We start from the raw sequence: 21,289 nt of genomic DNA, 5'->3' as shown, positions 1-21,289 counted from the left end.
CGTCGGTGATCGAGTTCTAGCCGGGAGGCGGCATGGAGACGGCGGACATGTACATCAGCGGGGTCGGGGCGTACCTGCCCGGCACGGTGGGCGTGGACCACGCCGTGGCGGCGGGCTGGTACCCGGCCGAGGAGGTCGAGCTTCATCGGCTCGCCTCGGTCGCGGTGGCCGGTGACGTCCCGGCACCGGAGATGGCGTTGCGCGCGGCACGGAGCGCGGTGGCCCGCAGCGGGCGGTCTCCCACCGATCTGGATCTGCTGCTGTACACCTCGACCTGGCATCAGGGCCCGGAGGGCTGGCCGCCGCAGGCGTACGTGCAACGGCATCTGGTCGGCGACGGCGTTCTGTCCGCTCAGCTCAAACAGGGCTGCAACGGCATGTTCACCGCCCTGGAGCTGGCCGCGGGCTACCTGCGGGCCGGGCCCGGCCGCCAGGCGGCGCTGCTGGTCGCCGCCGACAACTACGGCACTCCGCTGGTCGACCGGTGGCGGATGCTGCCCGGGGCCGTCGCCGGTGACGCGAGCAGCGCCGTCGTGCTCGATACCGAGCCGGGGTTCGCCCGGCTGGCGTCGGTGTGCTCGGTCTCGGTGTCGCAGGCCGAGGAGATGCACCGCTGCGCCGAGCCGCTGTTCCCGCCCGGCGTCACCGAGGGGCGCACGGTGGACTTCGCCGCGCACAACGACGCGTTCCGGCGGCGCGCGGTCGTCGAGGGCGACGGGACCGGGGTGCTGGTGACGCTGGACGAGCGGATGGCCGAGGTGATCGACCGGGCCCTGTCGGAGGCCGGGATCAAGGCGGGCGACGTGACCCGGGTGGCGTGCATGAACACCTCCCAGGAGATCGCCGACCAGATCTGCGAGCACCGGCTGGGCATCCCGTCGTCCCGGTCGACCTGGGAGTTCGGCCGGACCATCGGCCACTGCGGTGCCAGTGACCAGATCGTCGCGCTGGAGCATCTGGTCCGCAGTGGCGGCCTGGGACCCGGCGACCACCTGCTGATGTTCGCCTATGGGCCCGGCGTGACCATCTCGGCCGCCGTCGTGGAGATTCTCGAGTCGCCCGTGTGGTCGCGGACGTATGGAGGCGATGCGTGATGGACCGACCGGCCGAGGCGATCGCGGTGATCGGGATCGGCTGCCGCCTGCCCGGTGGCGCCGATTCGGCGGACGAGTACTGGAACCTGCTGCGCGAGGGACGGGACGCCAGCGGACCGGAGCCGGCCGACCGCTGGCGGGACTACGCCGACCGCGGCCCGTCGTACGCGGCGGCGGTCCGCCGCACCGTCGCCCGCGGCGGCTTCCTGGCCGGGGTGGCCGACTTCGACGCGGAGTTCTTCGGGCTCTCGCCGCGCGAAGCGGAGCTGATGGACCCGCAGCAGCGGCTCGTGATGGAGACCGCGTGGGAGGCGCTGGAGCACGCCGGGGTGTCGCCGGACGCGCTGGCCGGCACGGACGCGGGCGTGTACGTGGGCGTCTGCACCGGCGACTATGGGCACCGGCTGCTGGAGGACCTGCCCGACATCGAGGCGTGGACCGGGATCGGCGCCGCCACTTGCGCGGTGGCCAACCGCGTGTCGTACGCGCTCGACCTGCGCGGCCCGAGCCTGGCGGTGGACACGGCGTGCTCGGCGTCGCTGGTCGCCGTCCACCTGGCCGGGCAGGCCCTGCGGGCCGGGGAGACCGACGTGGCGCTGGCCGGCGGGGTCAACCTCATCCTGTCCCCCGGCGAGACGCTGACCCTGGACGCCGCGGGCACGCTGGCGCCGGACGGGCGGAGCAAGTCGTTCGACGCCGCCGCCGACGGGTACGGGCGGGGAGAGGGCGCCGCGGTCGTGGTGCTCAAGCGGCTCGCCGACGCCGTACGGGACGGGGACCGGGTCCTCGCGACCATCCGCGGCAGTGCGGTCAACCAGGACGGCCGCACCGTGGGCATCATGGCGCCGTGCGGCCAGGCGCAGGAGCACGTCATGCGCCGCGCGCTGCGGCAGGCGGGCGTCGAGCCGGGCACGGTCGACTACGTCGAGGCGCACGGCACCGGCACCGCGGTCGGCGACCCCCTCGAAGCCGCCGCGCTGGGCGCGGTGTACGGGGCGGGCAGGCCGGCGGAGCGGCCGTGCCTGATCGGCTCGGCCAAGTCCAACATCGGCCACCTCGAAGGCGCCGCCGGCGTTGCCGGCCTGGTCAAGGCCGTACTGGCGCTCGATCGCGGTGAGCTGCCGCCGAGCCGGCTCGACACGCCCACTCCGGCCGTCGACTGGGAGGGCGCCGGACTGCGCGTGGTCGACGCGCCGACGCCGTGGCCAGGCCGGGGCGATGACCGGAGCGATGACCGGGGCGATGACCGGGGCGATGACGGAGCGCACCCGCGCCGGGCCGCGGTCTCCGCCTTCGGCTACGGCGGCACCGTCGCCCACGTCGTCCTCGAACAGGCGCCGCCGGCACCGCAGCCCGCCGAGGGGACCGCGGGCCGGCTGTATCCGGTGTCCGCCGCGTCGCGGGCGGCGTTGCGGCAGGCCGCCGGCAACCTCGGCGACGCCGTCGGACGCCTGCCGGCGGCGGACGTCGGGCACACGCTCGCGCTGCGCCGCGCCCACCTGCCGCACCGGGCGGTGGTGGCGGCGGACCCGGCCGCGCTGGCCGACGGTCTGCGCGCCCTGGCGGCCGGCACACCGAACGACGCGGTGACCACCGGGCGGGTGCTCGTCGATCCCGGTCCCGGCCCGGTGTTCGTGTTCTCCGGACACGGCTCGCAGTGGGCCGGCATGGGCCGGGAGCTGCTGGCGACCGAGCCGGCGTTCGCCGCCGTCATCGACGAGCTGGAGCCGGTGTTCGCCGCCGAGATCGGCTTCTCGCCGCGGGAGGCGCTCACCGAGGGTGAGCTGACCGAGGTGGACCGGATCCAGACCATGATCTTCGCGATGCAGCTCGGCCTGGTCGAACTGTGGCGCGAGTACGGGCTGCGCCCGCACGCGGTGATCGGCCATTCGGTCGGCGAGATCGCCGCCGCCGTGACGGCCGGGGCACTGAGCCGCCTGGACGGCGCCCGGTTGATCTGCCGGCGGTCCCGGCTGCTGCGGAGGGTCGCCGGTCGCGGTGCGATGGCCATGGTGCAGCTGCCGTTCGACGAGGCGACGCGGCTGCTGGCGGAGCGTACCGACGTGGTCGCCGCGATCGCGTCGTCGCCCGGCTCGACGGTCGTCTCCGGCGACACCGGCGCCGTGGCCGAGGTGCTGGCCGGCTGGCTCGAGCAGGGGATCCCGGCCCGTCGCGTCGCCTCGGACGTGGCGTTCCACGGGCCGCAGATGGATCCGCTGCTGGCCGAGTTGACCGCCGCCGCGGCCGACCTGACGGCCGGTGCCCCCGGCATCCGGGTCTACTCGACGGCGCTGGACGATCCACGGGCGATGCCCGGCTTCGACGGCGCGTACTGGGCGACGAACCTGCGCCGGCCGGTACGCCTGGCCGACGCGGTCGCGTCGGCGGCGGCCGACGGATACCGCGCGTTCGTCGAGATCGCCCCGCACCCGGTGGTCACCCACTCGGTGCTGGAGACGCTGAACGCGGGCGGGCACGAGGACGTCTTCGTCGGTGCGTCGCTGCGCCGGAACCGGCCCGGGCGGGCCACTCTGCTGGCCGGCGTGGCCGCGGCGCACTGCGCCGGCCTCGACGTGGACTGGCACCGGCTGCAGCCGGCCGGTGGGCCGGTCGCGCTCCCCACGTACCCCTGGCAGCGCCGCAGGCACTGGCGCGCACCCTCGGCCCCGGACACCGGCGGTCGCGGCCACGACCCGGACACGCACACGCTGCTCGGTGACGGCATCGACCTCGCGGGGACCGATGTCCGGCTCTGGCGGACCGGCCTGGACGACCAGACCCGGCCCTATCCCGGCAGCCACGCCATCGAGGGCGTGGAGATCGTGCCGGCCGCGGTGCTGGCGGCGACCTTCTTCGCCGCCTCCGGCGCTCAGGTGCTCGGCGAGGTGACGATGTCGGCGCCGTTGCTGACCGCCGATCGCCGCGAGGTTCAGGTCGTACGGCAGGAGACCGGGCTGCGGCTGGCCGCCCGCGTCGCGGGCGAGCCGGACGCCGCCTGGCAGATGATCGCCACGGCCACGGTGCCCGGCACACCGGGAGAGGCGCCGACCCCGCCGGCGCAGCCGCTCACTCCGGCGGAGCCGGGCACGGTCACGCAGCGGCTGGCCGCCGTCGGCGTACCCGGCACCGGGTTCGACTGGACGGTCGAGGAACTGCTGCGCGGCCACGGCGCGCTGCGCGCCCGGGTCCGGTGCGGACCGGCCGGCACGTGGGCGCCGGTTCTGGACGCGGTGATGTCGGTGGCGCCGAGCGCGTTCCCCGGCGACCCGCTGCTGCGCATGGTCACGCACGTCGATCGGCTGGTCACGGTGGGAGAGCCACCGGGCGTCGTGGACATCGAGGTGTGGCTCGACCACGAGCGCACCGACACGGTGCAGGTACGGGTGACCGACAGCGCCGGCGCCGTCGTCGGCTGGCTGTCGGGACTGCGGTACCCGGTGATCGATGTGCCGACCACCGGGGAGAACGGCGCCGAAGGCGTACGGCCCGCCGACTCGTTCGCCGACCTGGGACCGGAGGAGTTGCGCGCATTCCTGATCGAGGAGGTCGGCGTGCAGATCGCCGGGGAGATGCGGCTGGACCCCACCGATCTGTCGCCGCACCGCCCGCTGGTCGAGCAGGGGCTGGACTCGGTGCTGACGGTGGTCGTCCGGCGGCGGCTGGAGAAACGGTTCCGGTGCTCGCTGCCCACGACCCTGCTGTGGCGGCAGCCGACCATCGCCGCGGTCTCCGACTACATCGCCGGGCTGGTGTCCGCCTCGAACGGGAACGCGAACGCGAACGCGAACGGGAACGGGAACGGGAACGGCAACGGCAACGGGAACGGGAGCGTCGATGCGGGGTGAGGGAGTGGTCGCCGGCCCGGCCGAGCGCGCCGACGTGGCCCGGATCGCGCGGCTCGCGACCCGATGCCGGCTCGTCCTGCTGGAGATGATCCACCGCGGGGGATCCGGGCACGCCGGCTCGTCGCTGTCGTGTACGGACATCATCAGCGTGCTGAAGTTCGACCAGATGGACTGGAGCGCGGACCGGTCCGCCGGCGACGTGTTCGTCCTGTCCAAAGGCCACGCGGCTCCGGCCTGGTACGCCGCCCTGATCGTCGACGGCGACCTGCCCGCCGAGGAGATCGGCACGCTGCGAGCGCTGGACAGCCGGTTGCAGGGGCACCCGGACCGTACGCGGCTCGGGCTGGTGGACGTCAGCACCGGTGCGCTCGGTCAGGGCCTGTCGGTTGCCGTGGGCCGGGCCCTGGCCCGGCGGCTCCACGGCCGGGACTCCACCGCGTACTGCCTGCTCGGCGACGGCGAATGCCAGGAGGGGCAGGTGTGGGAGGCGTTCCTGTACGCCGGTGCGCACCGGGTGTCCGGCCTGGTGGCCATCATCGACCACAACGGCAGCCAGAGTGACGGCGCGGTCGACGACATCCTGCCGCTGCGCCCGCTGGCGGACAAACTGCGCGCGTTCGGCTGGCACGTCGATGAGGTGGACGGCCACGACCACGGAGAGTTGCGCGACGCCCTGCGGCGACGCGAGCCCGACCGGCCATCGGCGATCATCGCCCACACGCGCAAGGGCCGGCTCGGTCCCGGACGGGTCCTGCTGGACGGCAGCCACAGCGACCTCCCGTCGGCGGCGGAGTACGCGGCCGCTGTCGACTTCCTGGAGACACTCCTGGAGGGCGGCGCATGACACCCCCGTGGCGACCGTCACCCCGGCTCCCGCCGGATCCCGACGACAAGCACAGAAAGATGGTGCACTGGTGACCTCGACCCGGGACTGGTTCGGCACCGCGCTGGTCGAGATCGCCCGCGAGTACGACCACGTGGTGGTGGTGAACTGCGACCTCGCCAAGGCGACGCGGACGCTGCAGTTCAAGGAGAAGTTCCCGGACCGGTTCTTCGAGTGCGGCATCGCGGAGGCCAACGCCATCGGCGTGGCCGCCGGGCTGGCGCAGGAGGGGTTCCGGCCGTTCGTCGCGAGCTTCGGCCACTTCCTGACCGGCAAGTTCCTGGAGATCTTCCAGACGGTCGGGCTCAACGACGCGGGCGTGGTCCTGGTCGGCACCCACGCCGGACTGGCGATCGGACGGGACGGGCCGACCCAGATGGGGCTGCGGGACCTGGCGCTGATGCGCACCCTGCCGAACGTCCGGGTGTTCCAGCCCGCCGACGGCACCGAGACCTGGCAGATGATGACCCACCTGGCGACCGACCGGCGCCCGAGTTACCTGCGGTTGTGCCGGCAGTCGCAGCCGGAGGTGCACGCGGACGGATACCGGTTCCGGTTCGGGATCCCGCACGTGGTCCGCGAGGGCGCCGACGTGGTCGTCTTCGCGATGGGCGGTACGGTGCCGGTCGCGGTCGAGGCGGCCGACCGGCTCGCCGCGGACGGGGTCACGCCCACCGTGGTCAACGTGTCGTCGCTGCCGGTGGACCGGGCGACGGTCGCGCGGCTGGTCGGGACGCACCGGCAGGCGGTCGTCGTCGAGGACCACTACCTCGTCGGCGGCCTCGCCGACGAGGTGGGCCGTATCGTGCTGAGCCTCCCCGGCCGGCCCCGCTTCGACGTGCTGGCCGTACCGGACTACGGGCAGGCCGGCCCACCCGAGGACCTCTACCGCCGATATCGGCTGGACGCGGCGGGGATCGCCGCCCGCATCGCCGCCCACCTCCAGGACGCCGTGAGGTGAGACCGCCCGAGACACCCGCCGACCACAGGATGGCGACCGGATTGAGACTCATCGTTTGCAGCAACAGCGCACCACGGTGGCAGGACGGTGCCGGTCTGCTGCCCCGCTCGCCCGGCGGCCTGGTGCCGCTGCTGGCCACGTTGCTCGGGCGGCACGGGGGCGACTGGGTGTGCACGATGCCCATCGACAACACTGCCGAACCACCGACCGCCGACCCACCGATCGCCCCGTCCGGCGACGGCTCCGTCGAGGTGACCCCGCTACCCGGCGGCGTGACGCTACACCGGCTGCGCCTGCCGCAGGCGATGGTCGACCGGCATTACGAGACGATCGGCGTACGGCTGCTGCTCTGGCTGTTCCACTACCTGCTCGACACCGCACGGCAGCCGGACGGACGGCTCGCGGAGGCGTGGCCGGCCTACGAGGCGGTCAACCGGGCGTACGCCGACCGGGTGGCGACGCTGATGACGGGGTCGGCGGACGAGTTCATCCTGGTCAACGACCACCACCTGTTCCTGGTACCGGAGATGCTCGGGCGGCGGTCGGAACGCCGTGGCCGGGTCGCGTTCTTCCAGGGGCTGCCGTGGTGCGAACCCGACTACTTCGGCGTCCTCCCCGCGTACATCCGCGATCGGATCCTCACCAGCCTGCTGTGCGCCGACGTGATCGGCTTCCACTGCACCCGGTGGGCGCGCGCGTTCCTGGGCTGCTGCGCGCGCTTCCTGCCCGGCTGCGTGGTCGACGACCGGAGCGTGACGTACGACGGGCACCGGACTCGGGTCACCGTCGCCCCGTTCCCGCTGGACGTCGCGATGGTGGAGCGGCTGCGCGGCGAGCCGGCCACCGCGGAGTGGCGGGCGCGGCTGGAGCGGGACGCCCACGGCCGTCGGGTGATCGCCCGCGCCGACCGCATCGATCTGTGGAAGAACCTGCCGCGCGGCTTCGCCGCGTACCGGAGCGTGCTGGAGCGCGAACCCGGGCTGGCCGGAGAGTGGTGGTTCTGCGCGGTGGCCACGCCGCCCGGCCGCCCGACCGAGCGCACCCGCGAACTCCAGCGCGAGTGCGCGGACATGGTGGCCGACATCAACGAACGGTTCGGCGTCCCCGGCCGGCCGGCCGTCTCGATGATCTTTCCGGACCTGGCGACCACGCGTAACTGCGTGGTGGCCGCCCTGGCGGGAGCCGACCTGGCGCTGGTGAATCCGACGTTCGACGGGATGAACCTGGTCGCCAAGGAGGCCCTGTACCTCGGGGAGCGCGCCCGGCTGCTGCTCTCGGTCAACGCGGGCGCCTACGAGCAACTGGCCGACCACGTGACGCCGGTGCACCCGTTCGACGTCGAGGCCACCGCCTCGGTCATGTTCGAAGCGATGACCTCCGGTGCGGACCCGGCGGGGCGGGCGGCGGCCCGACGGCTGCTGCGCGAGCAGGACGCGACCAGCTGGCTGGATCGAATGACAGGAGCGGAGCAATGAAGACGACCGAGGTCACCACCGATTACGGACACACCAGCCGGCTCGCCGATCAGGCCGCCGCCGGTGCCTATCTGTTCGCGGAGCACACGATCGACGCCGGGCACGCCACCCCGTTCCGGTCCCATACCCGCGACCACCGGAGCTTCGTGGTCATCGCGGGCCGGGTGCGGCTGGAGACCCCGCGCGGCGACGGCGAGACCGAGTCGAGGACGTTCGGCTACCTGGAAGGCTGGCACGCCCTTCCCGGATGCGTCTACCGGATCGCCGGCGTCGACGCCGAACCGGCGATCCTCATCGAGGCCGGCTCCGTCCTGGGAGAGACGACGGAGGTGACCGACTCCGAGCTCCGGGCGGTGACCTGCAGCTGTCCTGATATTTCGGACTACACGGTGAACAAGCCCTGGGGCAGTGAGGTCTGGTACACCCGCGGCCTTCCCGACGTCCCGTACGCACTGAAACGCATCCGGATGACCGAGGGGCATCAGTCGTCCCTGCAATCCCACCAGTACAAGCTGGAGACGAACTACGTCATCGAGGGGGAGGCCACGGTGCTGAGCGGAGCGACCGCGCCGGAAGACCTGAACGCGATGATCGACCTGGGCAGCCTGACGACCACCGTCCACCGCCCTCGCTCGGGCTGGACCAACCCGTCGGGGGAGCTCCACCGGGTGATCGCGCGAACCGACTACACCTCCATCGAGATCTCCACCCCCGAACTGGACGACGTCATCCGGTGGCAGGACGACACCGGGCGCGGGCACGGCCAGATCGACTCCGAGCACGCGGGCGGCCGGTCGTGACCCTCGCCGAGACCATCGAGCTCTACCTCGACGAGAAGCGCCGCATCCTCGAGGAGTTCCCCGTGGCCGTCCTGGAACGGGCCGCCGCGTTGCTGTTCGAGACGTACGACAGGGGCGGCACCGTCTACGCCATGGCCAACGGCGGGAACGCCGGCACCCTCGATCACTTCTACTGCGATTTCAAGCATCACCCGTTCGTGACGGAGGACAAGACCCGGCCGCTTCCGCCGGACGTCAAACGGCTGTCCTTCGTCAATCTGTGCTCATCGGCCGCCGAGCTGACCGGGCTCGTCAACGACATCGGCGCCGAGGACATGTTCGCGGCGTCCCTGGCCCCCGTCGTCACCGCCAAGGACCTGGTGATGGCCTACTCCGGAAGCGGCAACTCGGTGAATGTGACGAAGGCCCTCGAGGTCGCGGTCGAGGCGGGGGCCAGGACGTTCGCCATGACCAAGGGGGACGGCGGCAGGTGCAGAGAACTGGCCGAGGTCTGCCTGGTGGTCCCCGGAACCTCCAGGTTCCCCGGCCAGGTCGGCAAGAACGACAACAACTTCCACTTCGAGGACCTCATGCTGTCGGTCAACCACATGCTCGTCGGCCTCCTCAAACAGCGCGTCGCCGCACGTGATCCGGGCTGACCCCACCCGCCGTACGCCTTTCAACCACGGTCACTGGGCGCGTTGACCGTTGGAGGGGTCCATGAGCCGGTTCTCCCAGGCCCAGGCGGCGAAGGCGGCCTGGGCCTGGAGCACGATGCCCGTGATGTGGTGCGCCGCGGCATCGTGGAAGGCGGCGACTTGGACGCCCGGCATCGGAATCGGTCCAAAGCACGGCCCGCACGGCCCGCTACCGTACTTTCGGCCGGTTACACCGGCGCCGCCGCTTCCTAGTCTCAACACCATGAATACTGTGGAACGGCCCACGGGGCCGGGCGGGATGCTGGTCGACATCGGGCTGGGCGTGGTGTTCGCCCTGGGCATCGCCTTCTCGGCGTACATGCTCATCGACAGCTGGGGCGAGGCCTACTGGATCTTCACCACCGCCGTCGCGGTGGTGATGTGCGCGCTCGCGCTGCTGCGCGAGCGGCAGAGGCTGTGGACCGCGGCTGCGGGCGTGGCCGTGACGGCCGTCGCCGTCGTGGTGTCCCTGGTCGCGGAGCTGCCGCAGGAGCCGTCGCCCATGGCGGCTCTGGCCCTCGCCGTGCTCGTCGGCTCCTCGATCAGAATGCTGCCGGCGTGGCCGGCCGTCGCCATCGCCGCGGGTGGCGTTGCGGTGACCGCGCTGACCTGGGCTTCCGGGCCGACCGGCGTGACGGCCATGGCCACCATGCTGGTGGTCGGCGGCCTCGTCGCCGGGCCGCCGCTGCGCGCGTTCGCCCCCGGCCGGCGGTCCGGCGCTTCGGCCGCGGAGCCGTCGCTGCCCAGCCGGGCTCGGCAGTAGGGGTGGGACGGAACCGGGGCGTGCCGGGCGCCGTCTTCCCGGCCGGCGGACGGCGAGTCGGTAATCTGGCCGGCGTGACCGTTCCGGAGCGATGGGTCAAGGTCGCCTCCGTGGCCGGGCTCGGCACCGTGTTCCTCGCGGCGATCGCCGCCCAGGCCGCCGCCATCGCGCAGACCTGGGGCGCTTGGTACTGGGTGCCTGGCAGCGTCTTCGCCGTGGCGGTTTGCCTGCTGGCGCTGGTGGGGTGGCGCCGGCCGCCCTGGCCGGCGGTCGCGGGGCTCGGCCTCGCGGCACTGGCGATCCTGGTCACACTCCTGGTCGACCGCGACCTTCCCGCCGAGCCCAGCCCGGCCTTGGCCCTGGGCCTGGCGGTGCTGGTCGGCTCCGCGCTCCGGGCCCTGCCGCCGGTGCCGGCCGGTGCCGTCGCGGGTGCCGGGCTGGCGGTGGTCGCCGCCGGTCAGCTCGCCGCCGGGCCGCCGCCCTCCGGTAGCACGTCGGTGACGTTGATGGCCGGCCTGCTCTGGCTGGCCGCCGTCGGGGCCGGGCTGTCGTTGCGGATGCTGGACGCCCGGTCGCGCGCCTCCGCCGAGCAGGTGCGCCGGGCCGAGCGGCTGGAGCTCGCCCGGGAACTGCACGACGTCGTGGCCCACCACATCACGGGCATGGTCATCCAGGCGCAGGGCGCCCACGTGCTCGCGCGGCGGAACCCGGAGCAGGTGACCGAGTCCCTCGGCGAGATCGAGGCCGCCGGCACCGACGCCCTGGCCGCGATGCGGCGGGTCGTCGGGCTGCTGCGCGACGAGGACGACGCGGCTCCGGCGTCCCCGGGGCCGGAGCGGCTCGGCGCGCTGGTAGAGCGTTTCCGCCGGCAGGGCCCGGAGGTGCGGCTGAGGATGCCGGACGGGGATGCGGAGTGGCCGCCGGAGGTGACCAGCACCGTGTACCGCGTCGTCCAGGAGGCACTGACCAACGTACTGCGGCACGCGCCCAAGGCCCGCTCCGTCTCGGTCACCGTCGAGCAGGGCCCGCAGGGCGTCACAGTCGAGGTCACCGACGACGCCCCGGCGGCCTCCGCCCGGCCCCACCACCGCGGCGGATACGGTTTGATCGGCATGCGCGAACGCGTCGAGACGCTCGGCGGCTCGCTGCGCGCCGAACCGCGGCCCGGTGCCGGCTGGTCCGTGCGGGCGACTCTGCCCGTCCCCACCAGGGAGCCCCGATGACCATCTCGGTCCTGCTAGCCGACGACCAGGCGATGATCCGCCGAGGGCTGCGGCTGATCCTGGAGGACCAGCCCGACATCAGCGTCATCGGGGAGGCGCCCGATGGGGCCGAGGCGGTCGCCATGGCCCGGCGGCTGCGCCCCGACGTGTGCCTGGTGGACATCAGGATGCCCCGGCTCGACGGCATCGAGGTGACCCGCGCGCTGGCCGGCCCGGGGGTGCCCGACCCGATGCGGGTCATCGTGGTCACCACGTTCGACCTCGACGAGTACGTGTACGGGGCGGTGCACGGCGGTGCGGTGGGGTTCGTCCTCAAGGACGCCGGGCCTGCCCTGCTCGTCGAGGCGGTCCGCGCCGCCCACAACGGCGAGGCGCTGGTCTCGCCGTCGGTCACCGTCCGGCTACTGCGGCACCTGGCGGCCGCCTCGGCGCCGTCCCGCGCCGCGCAGTCCTCGCCGCTGTCGGACCGCGAGCTCGAGGTCGTCCGGGCCCTCGCGCGCGGCCGCAGCAACCAGGAGATCGCCTCAGAGCTGTTCATCTCGCTGAGCACGGTCAAGAGCCACCTGTCGGGCATCCAGACCAAGCTGGGGGTGCGCAACCGGGTGGGGATCGCCGCGTGGGCGTGGGAGAACCGGCTCGTCGACACCAGGTAGCGCGGCACCCGGCGGGTGACGCGCGGCCGGAGCAGATCCTCGTCATCGACGGGGGGCGGATCCGGGAGCGGGGCACCCACCACGAGCTGCTCGCCTCCGGGGGCTCTACGCCGAGCTGTAGAGGACGCAGTTAACCCAGCAGCGGAGCCCGACGGTCGAACCGGTCGAACCGGCCGAAAGTACGATCGCCGACGGCGCGAACCGTACTTTGGACTGATGCCCGGAGGTGGCGCCGATTTCCAGAATGGGATCATGTCGAAAAAGAATTCCGCCCCGGTTCTACAGGCCGAGGGATTGACGAAAAGGTATGGCCGCCGGGCGGCGTTGAGCGAGGTCGACCTGACCATTCCAGCCGGCCGCGTCGTCGGCCTGGTCGGCCCGAACGGGGCCGGCAAATCGACGCTGCTGAACCTGGCCTGCGGGCTGCTGAAACCGACGTCGGGCTCGCTGCGCGTCCTGGGGTCCCGCCCGGCGGAGAACGCCGCGCACCTGGCCAGGGTCGGATTCGTGGCGCAGGACACCCCGGTGTACCCGTCGTTCAGCGTGGCCGACCATCTGCGCTTGGGCGCGCGCCTGAACCCGTCCTGGGACCAGGAACTGGCCGAGCGGCGCATCACGCAGGTCGGGCTGAATCCGGGCCAGAAGGCGGGACGGCTGTCCGGCGGCCAGCGCGCGCAGCTGGCGCTGACGATCGCCGCCGCCAAGCGTCCCGAGCTGCTGATCTTCGACGAGCCGGCGGCCGCGCTCGACCCGCTGGCCCGCCGGGGGTTCCTGGAGAACCTGGTGGAGTTCGTCGCCGAGCTCGGAGCCAGCGCCGTGCTGTCGTCGCACCTGCTCAGCGACATCGAACGGATCTGCGACCACCTCATCGTGCTGTGCGAGGCACGGGTCCAGGTCGCCGGCAAGGTCCGGGACCTGCTGGCCGGCCACCACCGGCTGGTCGCGTCCCAGGGCGAGCTCGACCGGCTGCCCGCCGGTGTCGAGGTCATCCGGATGGAGCACAACGGCCAGTACAGCCGTGCCCTGGTGCGCACCGATGTACCGCCGTCGTCGATCCCGTGCCCGGTCGAACCCGTCACGCTCGAGGAACTGGTACTCGGCTACATGTCCCGGGCGAACGCCGCGCCCGCCGCCACCGTCGGGGCCGCAGCCGGGGAGGGACCGCGATGATCTGGTTGAACTGGCGGCAATTCCGCCTCCAGGCGCTCGCCGGCGCCGCCGGGCTCGCCCTGATCGCCGTCTACCTGCTGTATCTGGGCGTGGAGATCCGGGACGCCTACGACGCCTACCGGACTCGGTGCTCCGACCCCGGCAACTGCGCGCAGGCCAGGAGCCAGTTCCAGAGCACCTACCAGAACACGCTGCTGTTCCTGGCCGGCGGGCTCGGACTGATCCCCATCATCATCGGCACGTTCTGGGGGGCGCCGCTGATCGCCCGGGAGCTGGAGCTCAGCACCCACCGGCTGGTGTGGAACCAGAGCGTGCCCCGCCGCCGATGGCTGATCAGCAGGATGGCGTTCGTCGGCCTGGCCGCGATGATCCTGACGGGCCTGGTCAGCCTGCTGCTCACCTGGGCGGCCTCCCCGTACGACCAGGTCGCCGCGGACCGGTTCGGCGCGGTGGTGTTCGGTGCCCGCAACATCGCCCCGATCGGCTACGCCTTCCTCGCCTTCGCCCTCGGCACCGTCGTCGGCCTGCTCGTGCGCCGGACGCTCCCGGCGATGGCCATCACGGGCGTCGTCTTCCTCGTGCTCCAGTTCTCGGTGCCGAACCTGGTGCGGCCGCATCTCATACCGCCCGAGAAGACGACCATGCCGATGACCTCGCAGGACATCAACCAGGCCAGGAACCTGGGCAGCATCACCGGCGCACCCTCCATCGGCGGCCTGCAGGTGCCCGGCGCACCCGACGCGTGGATCAGCGAGACCAGCCCACTGCGCACCGCGGACGGGCGGACGCTCGGTGAGAGCACGTTCAACGACTGCCTCAACACCCCGCCGAAGACCGGCGCCGGCGGCACGTTCGGCGACACCGCGGTGTGCCTGTCCAAACTCAACCTGCACGTCGACATCGAGTACCAGCCGAGCAGCCGTTACTGGCCGTTCCAACTGACCGAGACCGGGCTCTATCTTGTGGTCAGCGGAATCCTCATCGCCATCGCCATCCGGCGCATCAGGCACGCCTGAACCAACCGTTCTCACCGAGCCCGTCCAGGCTTAGTGGTCCGCCCCGTAAGTTCCTCGGGGGTTGGCCTTGGTCAGTGCCCGAGGTAGAGGTCGCAGGCGCAGTCGAGGGCTTCTTGTGGGGTGCCGACGGGCATGCCGGTGGGCAGGATCTGGCTCTCGTACTTTCCGCTGCTGGCCAGGTAGAGGCCGAATCCCCAGCGTGAGGCCGAGCCCCCGTAGCGCAGCCGGATGAGGGGCAGCCGATCTCCGTCGGTCAGTTCGCCTTCGATGTAGGCGAACTGGCCGTGGTAGCGGACATGAAGGTCGGCGAGCTGGGGCCAGTGCTGCCGGGCGTGCTGGCGGAGCCGCTGAGCCAGCGAGGTCTTGGTGGAGGCCGGGATGGCGGGCATGGTCGCTATCTTGCCCGGTCCGGCGTGTCGATCGAGCAGGGCAGCGGGATCGGGCATGGTCGGCAGGTCCCCTCGAATGGATCTTGGAAAGCGTACGCGTGCCCGTCCCCCGTGCCCGCCAGATCGTGCTGGCCGCCGCTGAACGGCGGCGGCTCAAGCAACTGGCCTATTCCCGTACCGCCCCGTTCGCGCCGAACGCCATCGCTTTGGCCGGCGGCGCAGCGCGGCGCCGATCGCCGTGATCGACCACCGTCTGCTGCTGGCCGCGGTTGGGGCTGTCGGAGCCATCACCGCCCTGCTCTTCCTATCCGCTACGCGCGGTCAACATCGAATCTCAACACCAAGCCGATGATCTCGGAGCGGCTGGCGCTGGGGCCGCGTCCCGTCGGTGCGCGCACTCGCCGGGTTCGGTGGTGGTGGTGGTCATGGTCCTTCGGGTTGTCGGTCGCTCTCTTGCGGTCGGCTCGGCCGGCTTGACCTGCCTCGCCTGGTGTCGCTTTCGTGGTGTTTTGCGTCCCAGGGTGGGAGGCAGTGGATGGTGTAGCGGCCGTTGGCGTTCCGGATGGTGCGCACCCTGTCCGGATTGTCCTCGATCCACCGGTTGTGGAATCCGCACGCCGGGGCCAGCTTGTCGATGTCCGTCGGCGACCCGAGTTTCCATCCGTCGGTGTGGTGGATTTCGCAGAGTCCGGTGGGGATGTCGCATCCGTCCACGACGCAGGTGGCGTACAGGGCGCGGAGTACCTGGCGTTGCCGTGGGGTGGCGAACCTGGTGGTTCGACCCAGATACAAGGGGTGCCCGTCGGGTCCCAGGATCAGCGCGGACACCCCGGCGTTCAATGCCAGTTGTCGTACGCGCTGTGGGGGGATGGGGGTGCCGTCCGGCAACCGGCCCGGTGTCCCTGTGCCTTCCAGGGTGTCCAGTGGGGCGATGATCGTGATGGGGCTGCGCCGGTGTCCTTGGGACAGGACGCTGATCAGTGCGTCCGCGACCCGTTGGGCGTGGTCGCGGTCGTCTCCGGCGCCGGTGGGGGTGGCCAGGGGTTCGAGGACTTCGTCGAAGATGGCGGCGTCCTCGGGGCTGAGCCAGCCTTTCACCCAGGCGGCCCCGTCCAGGCTCTTGGACTTCTCCACCCACGACTCTTTGAACGGCCGCTTGGCCTCGGGCGGTGGTTCCTCGGTGTCGTCGCGGTCGGCGACCACCTCAGCGATCCGTTCCCCGGCACGCGCGACCTGACCGGCCGACAGTCCCTGTTCCTTCAAATCCAGCAGGGAGGTCTCGGCGGCTGCGGTGTCGTCGTCGTTGAGCCGGTTGACGGCGTGAGCGATCGTGCTCGCATACCCCAACGACAGCTCACCCGAGGCCAGTTGCTTGCTCACCGTCGGCAACCGCCGCAACTGACGCGACAGCAACACGCGTTCGTTCGCGCGACCCGACCGCATCCCCAGCTGCTTCCTGAGCCAGGCGGAGGTGGAGGAGAACCCCCACCGGCGCACCTCACCACTACGGTCGATCACCCCGATCAGCGACGACAGGGCCGCTTCACCCACATCGAGCGCCCGGCCCAGGTCCCGCGCCAGCTCCATGCACACGGCCGGGGACTCCTGAGCGGGGCGGGCGGCCAGCTCCAAGGCGATCGCCGACGCCGCCTCCACCAACTGCTCGGGGGAGGTCGCATCGAGATCGATCGTTACTGACCGCACACCCAAACTCTACTTAAAGTCACCGACAAGAGTCGAACAAAGATTCGAACTCGCGAGTGACGATCGCCTTTCCATATGGCAACTGGGGTGCGCCTGCCGTCTCGACGCATGGTCCCGTCAGCTCGTTGGCTCCATGTGGCATGTGCGAAGACCGTGCGCCATACCTGCCATAATGTCGGGATGATTGACCCCATGTGTATTGAATTGTTTCGTTTTCTCACCAACTGGCATGGCTCTCCCGATGTGCCGCCGAGTCCGCTACCTGCCGAGTCTCACTGGCTACCCGAACCGCTCAAGGAGTGGTACAGCCTCTCATCTCGATGGACCCGGCCCCTCATGACCGTGAAGAGGATGCGTGCGCCAGAGCACGTCATAGCGAGGGATCGCAAGGCCGTCTTCATGGAAGACCCAACCGGCGATTGGCGCTGGGCATTCGACACCCGGGATCCCGGTGTCGTCTATGATGCCGAGCTTGATAAGGAATGGGAGCAGAGTGCGGAGGGACTTTCGGAAGTCCTGGTGCACAGTGCTTTGAACGAGGCCACCTATAATGCCCGGTCGTGGCGAGCGTGCTCTGCGGTGGAAGAGGACCGGCTGGCCGAGATCGTAGCGCCGATGTCAGAGGTCGCGTTCGGCGGATGGCGGTGGCCCGCCCCAGGCTGCCGCATCTTCATGAATGAGCTGATGGTGGCGGAGATCGGACCGGCCATGGGCCTTCATGTCCCGTGGGAGCACAGGCCGGGTTTTGCAGCGGTGCGGGTAGCAGCCAATAACCCGGCCTGTCTCGGCTATTTGGACAATATGTCCGCCATAAACTGGGTCACGCCACCATTTGTGCGCTCCTCGGACGTGCGCTGGTAGTGCTCGGCAATCTCGTCGCTGGTGGTCAGCCAGATGTCGGGTTGCGCCGCGAGGTATTCCAACGCCTGGTCCAGGTACTTGTGCCGGAACGGCTGGCCGGTCACGAACGGGTGCAGGGCCAGCGCCATCACCCGGCCGCTGTGCTCGGAATCGGCGTGTAGTTGCTCGTACTGGTCTTTGACGATTTGAACGAATTCCGGCCCGGTGGTGCCCTTGCCGAACAGCAATAGATCGTTGAGTTCGACTGAGTACGGGACGCTGAGCATCCCGGGCACGTTCAACCGGTAGGGCTGGTCGTCGTTGGTCCAGTCCAGCACGTAGCTCAGGCCGAGCTCGGCGAGTAGCGCCGGGGTATTGAACGTCTCGGTCAGTCCTGGTCCCATCCAGCCGCGCGGCCGCTGTCCGGTGGCCGCGGTGATGGTGTCGACGACGTCGGTGAGAAAGCGGCGCTCCTCATCGAGAGTCATGCCGGCCTGAAGGATCGAGTTCGTCCGCCCGTGCGCAAGCCAGGCCCAGTTCCGGTTCAGGCCTGCCTTGACGATCTGGGGGTAGTGGTCGGCGACCGTGGAGTTCAGCAACACGCTTGCCCGGATACCGTGTCGGTCCAGGCTCTCGATCGTCCGCCAGATGCCGACCCGGGGCCCGTAGTCGCGCCAGCCGTAGTTGAGCGCATCGGGGACCAGATCCGCCGTGCCGGGCCAGATACTGGTGGATGGGCGATCGACCAGGAAATGCTCGACGTTGAGCCCAATGTAGACGGCGACCCTGGCGCCGCCGGGCCAGCGGATCGGTGCACGATCGGTGATCGGGCTGTAGTCGAAGAGCTCGTTCTCTACCGTGTTCGTCATGTCGACACGGTAGAAGCTAACATCAATGTCAGGTTCAACTCCCGAGCCGACATGCGAGGGGCCGAGATGCGAATTGGTGAGCTTGCACGGCGTACCGAGGTGAGCGAACGGTCGCTGCGCTACTACGAGCAGCAGGGGTTGCTGATGGCCGACCGTACGCCCGGCGGCCATCGCGACTTTCCCGAGCAGGCGGTCGACCGGGTCATTCGCATCCAGGAACTGTTCGCCGCGGGACTGCACAGCAAGAAGATCGCGCAGCTGCTTCCGTGCATGCGGGACGCGGATGGTGGCCCCTCCGAGATCGCCACCCCCCAGCTGGTCACCGAACTTGCCCACGAACGAGACCGCATCGACCGGATGATCATCGAACTGGCCAACTCCCGCGACGTGCTCGACGAGGTGATCGACGCGGCATCGGAACGCCGCCGGTAGACGGCGGGCCAGCGGCCCACGAGGGGAGCCGGCCCGCGGGGAGTGATCTGCTGCTCCGGTGACAACGTGTGGCCGTGGGCGAAAGCGGCGAAGCCCTCCTCACCCAGCGCATCTCGTGCCGTGGCTCACTGTCGCACAGCGGAACGTTCTGGCAGTTTGCGCTCCCCGTACAGAGGCAGCTCACGGCTGTCATGGGCGGGCCCGTGCAGCGGGTTGAATCCGCAGAGCCGATCCTTGCCGGACGTCAGCCGCCCCTCGTCCAAAGTGGTACGCCCGGTCCGGCACAGCACTATCGCCAGCAACAATTACCCAGAACCCGGGGCATAATGACGTGATCGAGAGCGCCGCTGACCAGCGCATAGTTCGCCTCTTGTCAGTCGAAGCGCGCTTTCCCGGTCAAAGGTCGGCTGCTCGGGCCGATGTAGGTGCGGGCCATGCCCTCGACATGGGCCGCACTTGGCCGTGCGGACTTCCGGCGGCACGCGCGGCCCGTTTGAAAGGCTTCCCGCCGTACGGACCGGCCCCGCCGACCAGCATCGGGGTACTGGCACCATCGGGCAGATGGACCCAACCCTGCCGGCGCCGGCCGGAGACGTGGACGCGTACCTGGGGAAGGAAGGCGTCGAGCCGGATGCCGTCGTATTCGTGCTTGACGATCGCCCGGTGGATGTCGTCTGAGACGATCAACGCCAAGGGGCCCGGCGCCCCTTTCAGGAATCTCTTGAAGCGCGGCGCGTTCAGCAGACGGCATGCGACGTCGAGTTCCTCACCGAAATAACCATTGCCGTCGAGGTGCACTTCGCCCGCGTGGACCACGGCCCGCAGCCGGAGTTCCCGGCTGGGACGGTCGGCCGGCGACAGGCCGGCGTTGTAGTTGGTCAGCAGTCGGGACAACTCGGGAATGAAGCGGCTGAGCAGGTAGGTCTTCGGTACGTCGTCGACGGGGTGGATCAAGGCGAGAACACTGTCGCCACCGTCCTCGAAAGGGTCGACATGCTCAGGGCTGATGCCGGTAAAGGTGAGGGCCTGGTGCAGGACCCGATACACATGCCCCCTCAACTCGGCCTTGATCGGGTTGGTGCGGAGCGCACCGGTCGAACGCTCGATGTCAACTGCCAGGATGCTTCTGTGTACTGGGAGGTTCCTCAACAGAACCCTCCAATTCTTCGTCCTGGCGAGCTGGTACACCGCTCCTGCCCCGTGACAGAAGTCGGAAGGCCCTCACAGGCGTTGTAGTCGCTGTTCGGCCCTCTCGTGCACAACTCCCCAAAGGTCTCTCCTGGCCCCAGTGTCCGTAGAATCAGGCTGCAGTGCAATATGCACGTCCAGATGCAGACTGGCTCACTACAGAACTATCCCCTGCGAGACAGAACCCCTCATACCGTGCCAGACCGTTCAGAAAGGGCGGTCTTTCCCCCTGAGTGGGATCATCCTGATGGGCCGGAACGCTTGAACCTTCCAGTGCAAAATGCATAGCATGATGCCCGACTCACAGGGAACGCAGAAATGACCGTTCCGGGCAGGACAGTACAGGGCTCACGGACGAGCCGCTGGGCAATGAAGGGAACGTGCAACGATGCCGTCGCGGGTTCCGACCGTTCGTCAGCGGCGTCTTGGTGCTGAGCTGCGCCGACTCCGCGAGGGGCAGGGGCTGACCGCGGATGAGGTCGCCGACCGGCTGAGATGGTCGTCATCGAAGGTCAGCCGCATGGAGACCGCCAAGATCGGCGCACGCGTCTCGGACGTCCGTCTACTTCTGGAGCTCTACCGGCTCGACGAGTCGCATCTCGGTGAGATCCTCGCACTCGCGCAGGTGGCCGACCGGAAGGGCTGGTGGGCCGACTACCGTTCCGACCTCTCCGAGAGCTATGAGGCCTACATCGCGCTCGAGGACGAGGCGGACATGGTCTTCTGCTTCGAAGGCGCTCTGGTGCCCGGACTGTGCCAGACCGAAGAGTACGCGCGTGAAGTCCTCATGGGTGCGAAGGTCTACGCCACGATCCCGCCCACTCAGATCGACCGTGGTGTCGAAGTGCGGCTACGGCGGCAGGAACTGCTCACCCAGGCCGAGCCGCTCGACCTCTCTGTCGTCCTCGACGAGTCGGTCCTGCTGCGATGCGTTGGTGATCACGAGATCATGCGCAGGCAGATCGCTCATCTGATCGAGCTCGCCGAACTGCCGAATGTCGAGATCCGGCTGTTGCCGCTGGAGGTCCCGCACCAGCTCGTCGTCAGCGAGTCGATCGTTTTGCTGAAATTTACGCCGGCCTATGACGTCACCTTTCCCGACGTTGCCCATATCGAAGGTATCAATTCCGTACAGCATCTCGACGAAGCTGTGACGTATACCTATCGCTTGGTATGGGAGAACCTGGCTTCTCAGGCCCTTGGATTCGAGGAATCCATGGAGCGATTTTTGCGAATCGCTGACACCCGGTGGGGTGCATAGCACCTGCCGTCGGTCATCCATCCCCTGGTAGGAAAGAGCATTGGAG

21 protein-coding genes are annotated in these 21,289 nt (G+C 70.2%); 16 read left to right on the top strand and 5 right to left on the bottom strand.

The annotated features are described in order from the left end of the window. Positions 1 to 32 precede the first annotated feature (32 nt). The 7 genes from HKK74_RS21350 (at position 33) to HKK74_RS21320 (ending at position 9,696) form a co-directional block, all read left to right on the top strand. A complete protein-coding gene (locus HKK74_RS21350) occupies positions 33 to 1,094 on the top strand; it encodes a ketoacyl-ACP synthase III family protein (RefSeq protein WP_187245029.1) in 1,062 nt (353 codons plus the stop codon). Then, positions 1,094 to 4,939 carry a type I polyketide synthase gene (locus HKK74_RS21345; protein ID WP_187245132.1) on the top strand — a complete coding sequence of 1,282 codons (3,846 nt, stop codon included), beginning with the start codon at positions 1,094 to 1,096 and terminating at the stop codon, positions 4,937 to 4,939. Before HKK74_RS21350 ends, HKK74_RS21345 begins: the two co-directional genes overlap by 1 nt. Beyond that, positions 4,929 to 5,783 (top strand): transketolase, encoded by an 855-nt coding sequence (locus tag HKK74_RS21340; RefSeq protein WP_187245028.1) that lies wholly within the window; start codon positions 4,929 to 4,931, stop codon positions 5,781 to 5,783. The genes HKK74_RS21345 and HKK74_RS21340 overlap by 11 nt, the downstream gene beginning before the upstream one ends. Positions 5,784 to 5,853: 70 nt before the next feature. Next, positions 5,854 to 6,783, top strand: a complete 930-nt coding sequence (locus tag HKK74_RS21335; protein ID WP_187245027.1) for a transketolase family protein — start codon at positions 5,854 to 5,856, stop codon at positions 6,781 to 6,783. 41 nt (positions 6,784 to 6,824) lie between these two features. After that, entirely contained in the window at positions 6,825 to 8,258 is a 1,434-nt protein-coding gene (locus HKK74_RS21330; RefSeq protein WP_187245026.1) for a trehalose-6-phosphate synthase, read from the top strand. Beyond that, on the top strand, positions 8,255 to 9,058 hold the full coding sequence (locus HKK74_RS21325) for a cupin domain-containing protein (RefSeq protein ID WP_187245025.1): 804 nt from the start codon (positions 8,255 to 8,257) through the stop codon (positions 9,056 to 9,058). The genes HKK74_RS21330 and HKK74_RS21325 overlap by 4 nt, the downstream gene beginning before the upstream one ends. Continuing rightward, a complete protein-coding gene (locus tag HKK74_RS21320; RefSeq protein ID WP_187245024.1) occupies positions 9,055 to 9,696 on the top strand; it encodes a D-sedoheptulose-7-phosphate isomerase in 642 nt (213 codons plus the stop codon). The genes HKK74_RS21325 and HKK74_RS21320 overlap by 4 nt, the downstream gene beginning before the upstream one ends. 30 nt (positions 9,697 to 9,726) lie before the next feature. On the opposite strand, the gene HKK74_RS21315 is transcribed toward HKK74_RS21320, so the two are convergent. Then, on the bottom strand, positions 9,727 to 9,870 hold the full coding sequence (locus tag HKK74_RS21315; RefSeq protein ID WP_187245023.1) for a hypothetical protein: 144 nt from the start codon (positions 9,868 to 9,870) through the stop codon (positions 9,727 to 9,729). An 88-nt stretch (positions 9,871 to 9,958) separates the two neighbouring features. On the opposite strand from HKK74_RS21315, the gene HKK74_RS21310 reads away from it, so the two are divergent. The 5 genes from HKK74_RS21310 (at position 9,959) to HKK74_RS21290 (ending at position 14,560) form a co-directional block, all read left to right on the top strand. Continuing rightward, a complete protein-coding gene (locus HKK74_RS21310; RefSeq protein WP_187245022.1) occupies positions 9,959 to 10,498 on the top strand; it encodes a metal transporter in 540 nt (179 codons plus the stop codon). Positions 10,499 to 10,572: 74 nt separating this feature from the next. Continuing rightward, complete coding sequence (locus tag HKK74_RS41515) at positions 10,573 to 11,721, top strand: sensor histidine kinase (protein WP_187245021.1); 1,149 nt, start codon at positions 10,573 to 10,575, stop codon at positions 11,719 to 11,721. Further along, on the top strand, positions 11,718 to 12,374 hold the full coding sequence (locus tag HKK74_RS21300; RefSeq protein WP_187245020.1) for a response regulator transcription factor: 657 nt from the start codon (positions 11,718 to 11,720) through the stop codon (positions 12,372 to 12,374). The genes HKK74_RS41515 and HKK74_RS21300 overlap by 4 nt, the downstream gene beginning before the upstream one ends. A 252-nt stretch (positions 12,375 to 12,626) precedes the next feature. After that, positions 12,627 to 13,544, top strand: a complete 918-nt coding sequence (locus tag HKK74_RS21295; protein WP_187245019.1) for an ABC transporter ATP-binding protein — start codon at positions 12,627 to 12,629, stop codon at positions 13,542 to 13,544. Next, positions 13,541 to 14,560 (top strand): ABC-2 membrane transporter-related protein, encoded by a 1,020-nt coding sequence (locus tag HKK74_RS21290; RefSeq protein ID WP_187245018.1) that lies wholly within the window; start codon positions 13,541 to 13,543, stop codon positions 14,558 to 14,560. Before HKK74_RS21295 ends, HKK74_RS21290 begins: the two co-directional genes overlap by 4 nt. 71 nt (positions 14,561 to 14,631) lie before the next feature. Here the strand turns inward: HKK74_RS21290 and HKK74_RS21285 are convergent, their stop codons facing one another. Beyond that, a complete protein-coding gene (locus HKK74_RS21285; protein ID WP_222722558.1) occupies positions 14,632 to 15,006 on the bottom strand; it encodes a hypothetical protein in 375 nt (124 codons plus the stop codon). Between the two features lie 41 nt (positions 15,007 to 15,047). Here HKK74_RS21285 and HKK74_RS21280 point away from each other — a divergent pair, with 41 nt between their 5' ends. Beyond that, positions 15,048 to 15,191, top strand: coding sequence for a hypothetical protein (locus HKK74_RS21280; RefSeq protein ID WP_187245017.1), 144 nt, complete (start codon positions 15,048 to 15,050; stop codon positions 15,189 to 15,191). 181 nt (positions 15,192 to 15,372) lie between these two features. On the opposite strand, the gene HKK74_RS21275 is transcribed toward HKK74_RS21280, so the two are convergent. After that, entirely contained in the window at positions 15,373 to 16,653 is a 1,281-nt protein-coding gene (locus HKK74_RS21275; RefSeq protein WP_187245016.1) for an HNH endonuclease signature motif containing protein, read from the bottom strand. Between the two features lie 180 nt (positions 16,654 to 16,833). On the opposite strand from HKK74_RS21275, the gene HKK74_RS21270 reads away from it, so the two are divergent. After that, entirely contained in the window at positions 16,834 to 17,514 is a 681-nt protein-coding gene (locus tag HKK74_RS21270) for a hypothetical protein (protein WP_187245015.1), read from the top strand. Here HKK74_RS21270 and HKK74_RS21265 read toward each other — a convergent pair. Next, a complete protein-coding gene (locus HKK74_RS21265) occupies positions 17,442 to 18,362 on the bottom strand; it encodes a polysaccharide deacetylase family protein (RefSeq protein WP_187245014.1) in 921 nt (306 codons plus the stop codon). The genes HKK74_RS21270 and HKK74_RS21265 overlap by 73 nt on opposite strands. Before the next feature lie 66 nt (positions 18,363 to 18,428). Between HKK74_RS21265 and HKK74_RS21260 the strand changes: the two genes are divergently transcribed. After that, positions 18,429 to 18,794: a MerR family transcriptional regulator gene (locus HKK74_RS21260; protein ID WP_187245013.1), complete on the top strand. Its 366-nt coding sequence runs from the start codon at positions 18,429 to 18,431 to the stop codon at positions 18,792 to 18,794. 396 nt (positions 18,795 to 19,190) lie between these two features. On the opposite strand, the gene HKK74_RS21255 is transcribed toward HKK74_RS21260, so the two are convergent. Then, positions 19,191 to 19,943 carry a hypothetical protein gene (locus HKK74_RS21255; RefSeq protein WP_187245012.1) on the bottom strand — a complete coding sequence of 251 codons (753 nt, stop codon included), beginning with the start codon at positions 19,941 to 19,943 and terminating at the stop codon, positions 19,191 to 19,193. Positions 19,944 to 20,370: 427 nt separating this feature from the next. Between HKK74_RS21255 and HKK74_RS21250 the strand changes: the two genes are divergently transcribed. Continuing rightward, positions 20,371 to 21,243, top strand: coding sequence for a helix-turn-helix domain-containing protein (locus HKK74_RS21250; RefSeq protein ID WP_187245011.1), 873 nt, complete (start codon positions 20,371 to 20,373; stop codon positions 21,241 to 21,243). Positions 21,244 to 21,289: the final 46 nt, after the last annotated feature.

Source organism: Actinomadura alba, assembly GCF_014323705.1.
GTDB classification, from domain to species: domain Bacteria; phylum Actinomycetota; class Actinomycetes; order Streptosporangiales; family Streptosporangiaceae; genus Actinomadura_C; species Actinomadura_C alba.
The sequence above is the reverse complement of the archived record's forward strand: the minus strand, read 5'-3'. Positions and strand labels throughout refer to the sequence as shown.

Excerpts from the sequence above, each read along its gene's own strand:
- HKK74_RS21350 (WP_187245029.1), top strand. The coding sequence starts at position 33 with ATGGAGACGGCGGACATGTACATCAGCGGGGTCGGGGCGTACCTGCCC.
- HKK74_RS21345 (WP_187245132.1), top strand. The coding sequence starts at position 1,094 with ATGGACCGACCGGCCGAGGCGATCGCGGTGATCGGGATCGGCTGCCGC.
- HKK74_RS21340 (WP_187245028.1), top strand. The coding sequence starts at position 4,929 with ATGCGGGGTGAGGGAGTGGTCGCCGGCCCGGCCGAGCGCGCCGACGTG.
- HKK74_RS21325 (WP_187245025.1), top strand. The coding sequence starts at position 8,255 with ATGAAGACGACCGAGGTCACCACCGATTACGGACACACCAGCCGGCTC.
- HKK74_RS21315 (WP_187245023.1), bottom strand. The coding sequence starts at position 9,870 with ATGCCGGGCGTCCAAGTCGCCGCCTTCCACGATGCCGCGGCGCACCAC.
- HKK74_RS21310 (WP_187245022.1), top strand. The coding sequence starts at position 9,959 with ATGAATACTGTGGAACGGCCCACGGGGCCGGGCGGGATGCTGGTCGAC.
- HKK74_RS21300 (WP_187245020.1), top strand. The coding sequence starts at position 11,718 with ATGACCATCTCGGTCCTGCTAGCCGACGACCAGGCGATGATCCGCCGA.
- HKK74_RS21295 (WP_187245019.1), top strand. The coding sequence starts at position 12,627 with ATGTCGAAAAAGAATTCCGCCCCGGTTCTACAGGCCGAGGGATTGACG.
- HKK74_RS21290 (WP_187245018.1), top strand. The coding sequence starts at position 13,541 with ATGATCTGGTTGAACTGGCGGCAATTCCGCCTCCAGGCGCTCGCCGGC.
- HKK74_RS21285 (WP_222722558.1), bottom strand. The coding sequence starts at position 15,006 with ATGCCCGATCCCGCTGCCCTGCTCGATCGACACGCCGGACCGGGCAAG.
- HKK74_RS21270 (WP_187245015.1), top strand. The coding sequence starts at position 16,834 with ATGATTGACCCCATGTGTATTGAATTGTTTCGTTTTCTCACCAACTGG.
- HKK74_RS21265 (WP_187245014.1), bottom strand. The coding sequence starts at position 18,362 with ATGACGAACACGGTAGAGAACGAGCTCTTCGACTACAGCCCGATCACC.
- HKK74_RS21260 (WP_187245013.1), top strand. The coding sequence starts at position 18,429 with ATGCGAATTGGTGAGCTTGCACGGCGTACCGAGGTGAGCGAACGGTCG.
- HKK74_RS21250 (WP_187245011.1), top strand. The coding sequence starts at position 20,371 with ATGCCGTCGCGGGTTCCGACCGTTCGTCAGCGGCGTCTTGGTGCTGAG.